General features: G+C 40.3%; 12 protein-coding genes. 7 read left to right on the top strand and 5 right to left on the bottom strand.

The window, feature by feature from the left end:
* The first annotated feature begins 287 nt into the window (after window positions 1-287).
* From KHB02_RS28780 to KHB02_RS28770, 3 genes are read left to right on the top strand one after another with little or no spacing between them, the layout of a single operon-like run.
* Window positions 288-905 carry a LysE/ArgO family amino acid transporter gene (locus tag KHB02_RS28780; RefSeq protein WP_213146387.1) on the top strand — a complete coding sequence of 206 codons (618 nt, stop codon included), beginning with the start codon at window positions 288-290 and terminating at the stop codon, window positions 903-905.
* Window positions 906-923: 18 nt separating this feature from the next.
* On the top strand, window positions 924-2,060 hold the full coding sequence (gene solA, locus KHB02_RS28775) for an N-methyl-L-tryptophan oxidase (protein ID WP_213146388.1): 1,137 nt from the start codon (window positions 924-926) through the stop codon (window positions 2,058-2,060).
* A gap of 21 nt (window positions 2,061-2,081) precedes the next feature.
* Window positions 2,082-2,777, top strand: coding sequence for a hypothetical protein (locus KHB02_RS28770; protein WP_213146389.1), 696 nt, complete (start codon window positions 2,082-2,084; stop codon window positions 2,775-2,777).
* A 203-nt stretch (window positions 2,778-2,980) separates the two neighbouring features.
* On the opposite strand, the gene KHB02_RS28765 is transcribed toward KHB02_RS28770, so the two are convergent.
* Window positions 2,981-3,376 carry a secondary thiamine-phosphate synthase enzyme YjbQ gene (locus KHB02_RS28765; RefSeq protein ID WP_213146390.1) on the bottom strand — a complete coding sequence of 132 codons (396 nt, stop codon included), beginning with the start codon at window positions 3,374-3,376 and terminating at the stop codon, window positions 2,981-2,983.
* Between the two features lie 65 nt (window positions 3,377-3,441).
* On the bottom strand, window positions 3,442-3,909 hold the full coding sequence (locus KHB02_RS28760; protein ID WP_213146391.1) for a hypothetical protein: 468 nt from the start codon (window positions 3,907-3,909) through the stop codon (window positions 3,442-3,444).
* 71 nt (window positions 3,910-3,980) lie between these two features.
* Between KHB02_RS28760 and KHB02_RS28755 the strand changes: the two genes are divergently transcribed.
* The 3 genes from KHB02_RS28755 to KHB02_RS28745 all read left to right on the top strand — a co-directional run bounded on the left by KHB02_RS28755 (window position 3,981) and on the right by KHB02_RS28745 (window position 5,292).
* Window positions 3,981-4,274, top strand: coding sequence for an antibiotic biosynthesis monooxygenase family protein (locus KHB02_RS28755; protein WP_213146392.1), 294 nt, complete (start codon window positions 3,981-3,983; stop codon window positions 4,272-4,274).
* An 80-nt stretch (window positions 4,275-4,354) separates the two neighbouring features.
* Window positions 4,355-5,062 carry a YjjG family noncanonical pyrimidine nucleotidase gene (locus tag KHB02_RS28750; RefSeq protein WP_213146393.1) on the top strand — a complete coding sequence of 236 codons (708 nt, stop codon included), beginning with the start codon at window positions 4,355-4,357 and terminating at the stop codon, window positions 5,060-5,062.
* A gap of 17 nt (window positions 5,063-5,079) precedes the next feature.
* Window positions 5,080-5,292 carry a helix-hairpin-helix domain-containing protein gene (locus KHB02_RS28745; RefSeq protein WP_213146394.1) on the top strand — a complete coding sequence of 71 codons (213 nt, stop codon included), beginning with the start codon at window positions 5,080-5,082 and terminating at the stop codon, window positions 5,290-5,292.
* An 8-nt stretch (window positions 5,293-5,300) separates the two neighbouring features.
* Here KHB02_RS28745 and KHB02_RS28740 read toward each other — a convergent pair whose 3' ends face one another.
* A complete protein-coding gene (locus KHB02_RS28740; RefSeq protein WP_213146395.1) occupies window positions 5,301-5,642 on the bottom strand; it encodes a YqzG/YhdC family protein in 342 nt (113 codons plus the stop codon).
* An 88-nt stretch (window positions 5,643-5,730) separates the two neighbouring features.
* Between KHB02_RS28740 and KHB02_RS28735 the strand changes: the two genes are divergently transcribed.
* Window positions 5,731-6,231 carry a GNAT family N-acetyltransferase gene (locus tag KHB02_RS28735; protein WP_213146396.1) on the top strand — a complete coding sequence of 167 codons (501 nt, stop codon included), beginning with the start codon at window positions 5,731-5,733 and terminating at the stop codon, window positions 6,229-6,231.
* Between the two features lie 24 nt (window positions 6,232-6,255).
* Here KHB02_RS28735 and KHB02_RS29870 read toward each other — a convergent pair whose 3' ends face one another.
* Window positions 6,256-6,381: a hypothetical protein gene (locus KHB02_RS29870; RefSeq protein WP_261363804.1), complete on the bottom strand. Its 126-nt coding sequence runs from the start codon at window positions 6,379-6,381 to the stop codon at window positions 6,256-6,258.
* A gap of 23 nt (window positions 6,382-6,404) precedes the next feature.
* Window positions 6,405-6,638 carry a hypothetical protein gene (locus tag KHB02_RS28730; protein ID WP_213146397.1) on the bottom strand — a complete coding sequence of 78 codons (234 nt, stop codon included), beginning with the start codon at window positions 6,636-6,638 and terminating at the stop codon, window positions 6,405-6,407.
* Window positions 6,639-7,138: the final 500 nt, after the last annotated feature.

Raw genomic sequence — 7,138 nt, 5'->3', positions numbered from 1 at the left:
GAACGGTAAAAATAGAGCTTTTATATTGCCCGCCGCCTATTGGAAGAGGTACGAACGGTAAAAATAGAGCTGCTATATTGCCCGCCACACTCTTGGGAGAGGTACGAACGGTAAAAATATGGCTACTATATTGCCCGTCCCCCATCGGAAGGGTGTAAACGGTAAGAATAGAGCCGCAAAATTGCCCGTTCCCTTGTTGGAGAAAGTTGCGGACTCAGAGGTAGAGAACCAAGTTATCAATTCAGAATATTTAATAGATTTATATAGGAAAAATGAGGAGGAACATCATGCTAGCAGCACTACTTCATGGAATTGTATTAGCCTTCGGGTTAATTCTTCCTCTTGGTGCCCAAAATGTATTTGTCTTTAATCAAGGGGCATCGCAGCCAAAGTTTAGAGGGACTATTCCAGTCATTATTACAGCATCACTTTGCGATACACTGCTAATTTTATTAGCCGTATTAGGGGTTTCAGTCATTGTATTAACAATGCCGGTCTTACAAACCGTTCTATTTTCTATTGGTATATTATTCTTAATTTATATGGGCTGGTCCATTTGGAAAAGTGATCCATCAGACCTATCCCGCCAGGAAGCCTCTATGCCTCCTAAAAAACAGATCATGTTTGCGATGTCGGTGTCACTGTTGAATCCTCACGCTATCCTTGACACAATCGGCGTGATTGGAACGAGTTCACTAAGCTATTCCGGTACAGAAAAAGCGGCATTTACGGCTGCCTGTATCATCGTATCATGGATTTGGTTCTCCGGGCTTGCTGTAGCCGGTAGAATAGTAGGGAATGTCGACTCTCAAGGCAAATTCCTAAAAATGATAAATAAACTATCCGCCCTCATTATCTGGGGAGTAGCGATTTACATAGCCATTCAGCTTTTTCAAAAATTTTAGGTTGGCGGTGGAAAAATTATGGAACAGAAAATTTATGATGTCATTGTCATTGGTGCAGGTTCAATGGGAATGGCAGCGGGCTATTTTTTAGCGAAGAGCGGAAAAAGCACGCTGTTATTAGATTCCTTCAACCCGCCGCATAACAAGGGCAGCCATCACGGAGATACCAGAATCATACGATATGCGTATGGGGAAGGTGCGGAATACGTTCCGTTGGCCCTTAAAGCCCAAGAATTATGGAATGATTTAGAGAAAGCAACGGGAAAACAATTGTTTCTTCAAACCGGGGTTCTCAATGTTGGTCCAGAACAATCGGACTTTATCCAAAACATCATTTCCAGTTCAGAGACTTACTCTTTGCCTCTTGATGTTTTAGATTCAAACGAAGTAAACCGCCGTTGGCCCGGAATTTCATTATCTAATGAATATATAGGCTGCTTTGAACCTACATCAGGTGTTCTGAAATGTGAGGAATGTATCGAGGCTTACCAAGAACTCGCCATAAAGCATGGTGCTGAAATTTTAACAAATAGTAGAGTAAAAGAAATCAATATTCATAATAACCTAGTAACAATTAAGACTGAGAATCAGACATTTCAGTCCGAATCCTTAATCGTTTCAGCGGGAGCGTGGTCAAGCGAGCTCCTTTCACAGTTAGGTTTGAACCTTCCTCTCGAGCCAGTTAGAAAAACCTTTGCCTGGTTTGAAGCGGATGAGAACTTATATAATCATAAACATTTTCCAGCCTTTACATTCGAAACCGCTCAGGGCCTTCATTATGGATTTCCGAGTATCGATGGAGCAGGCTTGAAGGTTGGCCGGCATGATGGCGGGGAAAAAATAAATCCGGACAACGCGATACCAGGATTTGGTGAACTTCCGGAGGATGAGACTGATTTGGTGCAATTTCTGAATGCCTTTATGCCGCAAAACCAAACATTAAAATACGGTAAAACCTGTATCTACACCCTGACACCAGATGAGGATTTTATTATCGATTTGCACCCGAACTATCCAAACGTCGCTATCGCATCTGGTTTTTCAGGCCATGGTTTTAAATTTAGCAGTGCAGTTGGACAGGTATTAGCCGAATTGATTATTGCCGGGAAAACAGAGCAAGATATCTCTTTATTTTCCATTAATCGATTTAACTAGAAGAGTTTCGAAGGGGGATATATGAAAAAAATAAATTGGTTCCTTTTCAGCGCAATTGTCATTTTAATCGCTGCAGGCTGGTTTACATATCAAAAGGTCACCGATGAAACATATGAAGGAATGTCGATTATTCCTGAGCAGCACAAGGATATTCCGTTATTTAAGGGATTGAAACCAACACGTCATGAGTATGTAATGGAAGGAAACCACTGGAAAGAAATCTATGATTTTTATAAAAAGGAAATGCCGAAGAATGGCTGGAAGATTGATCTCGAGCAAAGCTCTCCAAATGAGGATGTACCAAGTTCTATGATCACATGGCGTAAAAAAGGAATAGATTGGGAATTATCAATTAGCGTGAGTTATTTTAAATTGAATAACCAGACAGAGGTTATTTTTGATAAAAATCCAATCTTACATTCGACCGAGTGGATTGGTCAAATTCCCAATGCCATCTGTATTTATAAAAGTACTTCTGATGAAAATTGTTCCGAAATACAAGACCCATCTCAAATAACCGAGTTGGTCCGTATTATCAATGGTGCTATTGATTGGAATGGGAAAGTGCAGCCCCGTGAAAAAACTACTGTTATTAGAGTTGGAGATATAAAAATTAAGGTACTCTATGAAGGCGACAAGGAAATCTATCTTCAATCAGAAAAAGGCACGAAAATCATGAAGCCTGAATCGGAATTCTTTAAGCTTATGAATCTTTAATGGAGGGATCCTATATATGACACTAAACAGAAAACTCTTTATCCCTGGAGTCATTGGTTTATCATTTTTTGCAGCAATGTTCGTTTTAAATTTTTATTCACTAGAGAACGCAAAAAATGCCTGTGTCGAAAACAATAGGACCCCTAAAGTAGAGCAGGGGTTCTTGGCAATAAATTGGTCTGTTTCATGTAAATAGTAAAAACCTATAATGCCTTAACATAAAACGTCCGCGGTCTCGGACCATCGAACTCGCAAAAATAGATGCCCTGCCATGTACCAAGAAGCAGCCGGCCGTCCGAAACGATAACATGTTGTGATGCGCCAACTGTACTTGCCTTCATATGTGCAGCCGTATTGCCTTCCATGTGGCGGTCAAGGTTATGGTGCCAAGGATACACCTCATCAAAGCGGCGAATCATATCCCGTTTTACGTCCGGGTCAGCATTCTCATTAATGGTGATTCCGGCCGTTGTATGAGGGCAATAAACAATCACCGCTCCATCATGCAATCCCTGTTCATTTACAAAAACCTGTACCTGTTCGGTAACTTCAATCATTTCATCCCGTTTGCCGGTTTTCAAAGTGAATTTTTTCAGCATGCTATCCTCTTCCTTTCAGCATAATAAAAAGCTCATCACCATATGATTGAGCCTTTTTAAAGTAACTATTTTTCAATAACCTTATGATAATAATCCAATAGTTCAAAGGTTTTTTCAAATAAATGAGGGTTACTGCAGTTTGCGAACGCTATATAGTCGGTATTCACAGCAAAAATGAGTGTGTCAGCTGTCTTCATTTTTATTTTTTCATTTAATATGATTCCATCAAATGGCAAGTATATTCTAACAATATGGGTATACTCAAAGGACCCAGGTTGCCTCTTAACTTCCTTTATCCAAATGCGGATATCCTTCATTTCCATGGGATCCGGCATTACCGAGTTGGCATTATATTTTTTATGGTAGAAATCGCTGGACTCTCTGAATATCCAGAAATTTAGACTGTTGTAAATAAAACTCTTTGTCGCAATGTCTTTTACTTCGAATTCTTCTCCCGTCTCGATGGGTTCAGCTGTCACAGGATGATGAAATAACAGTGTCAATAAAGGAACTAACAATAGGATTTTTTTCAAGGTATTCACCTCCCTATGTTTAAGAATTTCCTAAAGCAACCAACTTATGTTAAAGAAAAGGAGAAATTATTATGATTCTAGAAGCAGCCATGCTACAGGTTAAACCAGGAATGGAACAGGATTTTGAGGATGCTTTCCGAAAGGCATCCGCGATTATTTCATCAATGAAAGGCTATCTCACCCACGAACTGCAACGCTGCCTTGAAGTGGAGGGGAAGTACTTGCTGCTGGTGCAGTGGGAAACATTAGAAGACCATACAGTAGGCTTTAGAGAGTCGCAGGAGTATCAGGAATGGAAAAAGCTCCTTCATCATTTCTATGATCCGTTCCCAACAGTTGAGCATTTCAAAAAAGTGGAACTTTAAACGTGAGGTCTTTCTAAGCTGCCCACATTAAAAAATGATAAAATAGAGAAAACTAGCTTAATAGATTAATGGAGGCAGCTATGAGATACGATATAATCTTTTTTGATATTGATGATACATTGTTCGATTTTGGGAAAACGGAACAGAATGCACTGCATAAGGCATTTACAGACTTTGGTCTGCCGTCAGGAATGCAGGATTATCGTCCGCACTATAAAGAAATAAGCAAGGTTTTATGGGGAGAATTAGAACAAGGGCTGATAACATTAGCCGAATTAGGTGTGGAAAGGTTTAAACGCTTGTTTGTTGAATATAATCTCAGCATTGATGCAGAGCGTTTTAATCAAATCTATCTAGGGTATTTAGGAGAGGGAAGCCATCTTGTTCCCGGAGCATTTGAAGTGTGCACTAGTTTGAATGAGTGCAGGCTGGCTGTTATTACTAACGGATTTGGCCAGGTGCAGAAGTCTAGAATAGCGGGCTCGCCACTCTCTCATGCATTCGAGGAGGTAATAATTTCTGAAGAAGCAGGATACCAAAAGCCTCATACGGGAATCTTTGATTATGCCTTTTCCAAGCTGCAAATTACAAACAAAGAACGAGTTTTAATGGTGGGTGATTCCCTGACTTCTGATATCCAAGGCGGAATCAATTATGGGATTGATACTTGCTGGTTTAATCCGAATTATAAAGATAACAATATTGGAATCAAGCCTACTTATGAAATTCGTGAACTAACGGACCTTTTAAAAATTGTTGGGCAAAAACAAGCTATGCTGATTAAATAAGTGAACGAGGGATCGAAATGGATCAAAACTTAGGCTTTGATAATAGTGACTTGCCGGAGAAATTGGCCAAGCCTGCTCGCAGGGCGCTAGAAGGTGCGGGCATTTTCCGGCTAGACCAATTATCAAAGTTAAGCGAGGAAGAGATTCTGAAATTGCATGGCATGGGTCCCAAAGCATTAGGGCAGATACGTGAAGCGTTAGCTGCGAAGGGAATTTCATTCCGCAGCTGATTGTGAGATTATCTTGTGGATTCCTTGAACGTCACTTTTTGAATCTTTTCCGTTTTGTTTTCAAATTGAATATCGATAAATACACCAAATTCTCTTTGTCCTTCCTTTAACCACAACTTGAATTTTTCTACTGAGGAATTGGCGCCAGGCGTTCTTCCAATGTGGAGATAATCGACAATTTGGGCATTCGGATACTTTTTATGTGTTCTTTCCATTGCAACCCTTCCCCATTTGGCATAGGGTGGAATGGGTTTCTGCTGCGCATTTGTGCTATGTGTTAAAACCGTTGGAAGGCTGCTGACAGACACAAGAGCTGTTGCGGTTAGGAAGCTGACTAGTATCTTTCTCAACTTAATTCCCCCTTTGTTTACGATTAGGATGGGGATTTTGAATCGGAATTATGTTAACAAATCTGTGGAAGTAAAAGGATGTTATTGAATGGTTATAAGAGAGATAGAGGTTAACGAAGCGGAAAAGCTTGCGAGTCTTATCCAACAGGTCGAAGCTGAATCTGCGTATATGCTGATGGAGGCAGGCGAAAGAAGAACGACGGCCGAACAGCACCGCAAAAGAATTGAATCAATGAAGACGAGCGAAAACTCAACAATATTAGTTGCAGAGAATAGCGGGACATTGGTCGGTTATATGTTTGTAATCGGAGGGACAGTAAGAAGAACCAAATACTCTGTCTATCTTGTTGTCGGTATTTTAAAGGATTATCGTGGGCAAGGTATCGGGACTAAACTGTTTGAAAGACTTGATCAGTGGGCGGTTAGCCATAAGATTCACCGTTTGGAATTAACGGTTGTCACCCGTAACGAAGCCGGAGTAGGCCTATATAAAAAAATGGGCTTCGAGATTGAAGGAACAAAGAAACATTCTCTGTTGATTGCAGGTGAATTTGTTGATGAATATTACATGGCGAAACTGCTGCAGTGAACGGGGGAAAGGGGAAGACGCCGTTTATAGGCGGTCGTCCTCCCATGCACGGCTGTAATCCTTTATATTATCATTTGTTTTTAGTGTTTTAACTTCCTGGCTTTGGGTATTCCCCTGTGCAGGCTGGCGTTTTTTATTTTGTTTTTTCAAATCGATTGCCTCCCGATAAGAGTCTATTCAAAGAATCCTAAGGCATACTTTACAGCTTCATGAATATCGCTTGTTTCGTATGCCACCATATCCTCATGGGAAATTTTCATTCTTACGCTTTCCAAATCATATCCACTGTCCAAATCCATTTCTAAAAGAACCTCATATCCTTCAGGACCAACACTCGTCTCAATAATGTTAAAAGTCCGAATGGCTGACCCTGTTTCGTAATCCTTTGAGTCTAAACTATCTGCCATAAAAACACCCCGTTTTTCGCATTCTTGGCTACAAATTTAGATTTCCAATCGCGCCTTGTCCGTATTCATTTCAATTTTTGGAGTAAATACCTATATAAATTGGGAAGATAGCAATAGGAGGGAGTCATGATTAAACATTAATTTCCTTATTTAGCGGAACGGACATTGGTGAAAAAAGGTTAGTTATAACAAGTGGTAAATACAGCGAAAAATGGGGGAACTCATTTACCAGGTATATTTTTTATAAAGAGATCAACGGGTCAAATATCCTTTTAAAAATAAAGCTGGTCCTGAAAAGTGGGAAGTGGTTGAAAAAAGTAAAGTTCGTGGACGATACATAACATTGAGGGAAATTAATAAAAACTGCGGACAGGGTGGGTGAAATTGGTGATTGAAGAGATCATAACGCCCGATCCGTCTGGAATATAAGTGTCCCGGTCGTTATGAAAGGCTTATAACGCCCGATCCGTAGTAAGAGTCAGTGTCCCGGTCGTTATGAA

This window comes from Neobacillus citreus (genome assembly GCF_018343545.2).
Classification (GTDB): domain Bacteria; phylum Bacillota; class Bacilli; order Bacillales; family Cytobacillaceae; genus Neobacillus; species Neobacillus citreus.
Note: the sequence above shows the minus strand (reverse complement) of the source record. Positions and strands in the feature narration are given on the sequence as shown.

Bases quoted from the DNA above. Each gene is read 5' to 3' on its own strand.
- KHB02_RS28780 (WP_213146387.1), top strand. From the start codon at position 288: ATGCTAGCAGCACTACTTCATGGAATTGTATTAGCCTTCGGGTTAATT.
- solA (WP_213146388.1), top strand. From the start codon at position 924: ATGGAACAGAAAATTTATGATGTCATTGTCATTGGTGCAGGTTCAATG.
- KHB02_RS28770 (WP_213146389.1), top strand. From the start codon at position 2,082: ATGAAAAAAATAAATTGGTTCCTTTTCAGCGCAATTGTCATTTTAATC.
- KHB02_RS28765 (WP_213146390.1), bottom strand. From the start codon at position 3,376: ATGCTGAAAAAATTCACTTTGAAAACCGGCAAACGGGATGAAATGATT.
- KHB02_RS28755 (WP_213146392.1), top strand. From the start codon at position 3,981: ATGATTCTAGAAGCAGCCATGCTACAGGTTAAACCAGGAATGGAACAG.
- KHB02_RS28750 (WP_213146393.1), top strand. From the start codon at position 4,355: ATGAGATACGATATAATCTTTTTTGATATTGATGATACATTGTTCGAT.
- KHB02_RS28745 (WP_213146394.1), top strand. From the start codon at position 5,080: ATGGATCAAAACTTAGGCTTTGATAATAGTGACTTGCCGGAGAAATTG.
- KHB02_RS28735 (WP_213146396.1), top strand. From the start codon at position 5,731: ATGGTTATAAGAGAGATAGAGGTTAACGAAGCGGAAAAGCTTGCGAGT.
- KHB02_RS28730 (WP_213146397.1), bottom strand. From the start codon at position 6,638: ATGGCAGATAGTTTAGACTCAAAGGATTACGAAACAGGGTCAGCCATT.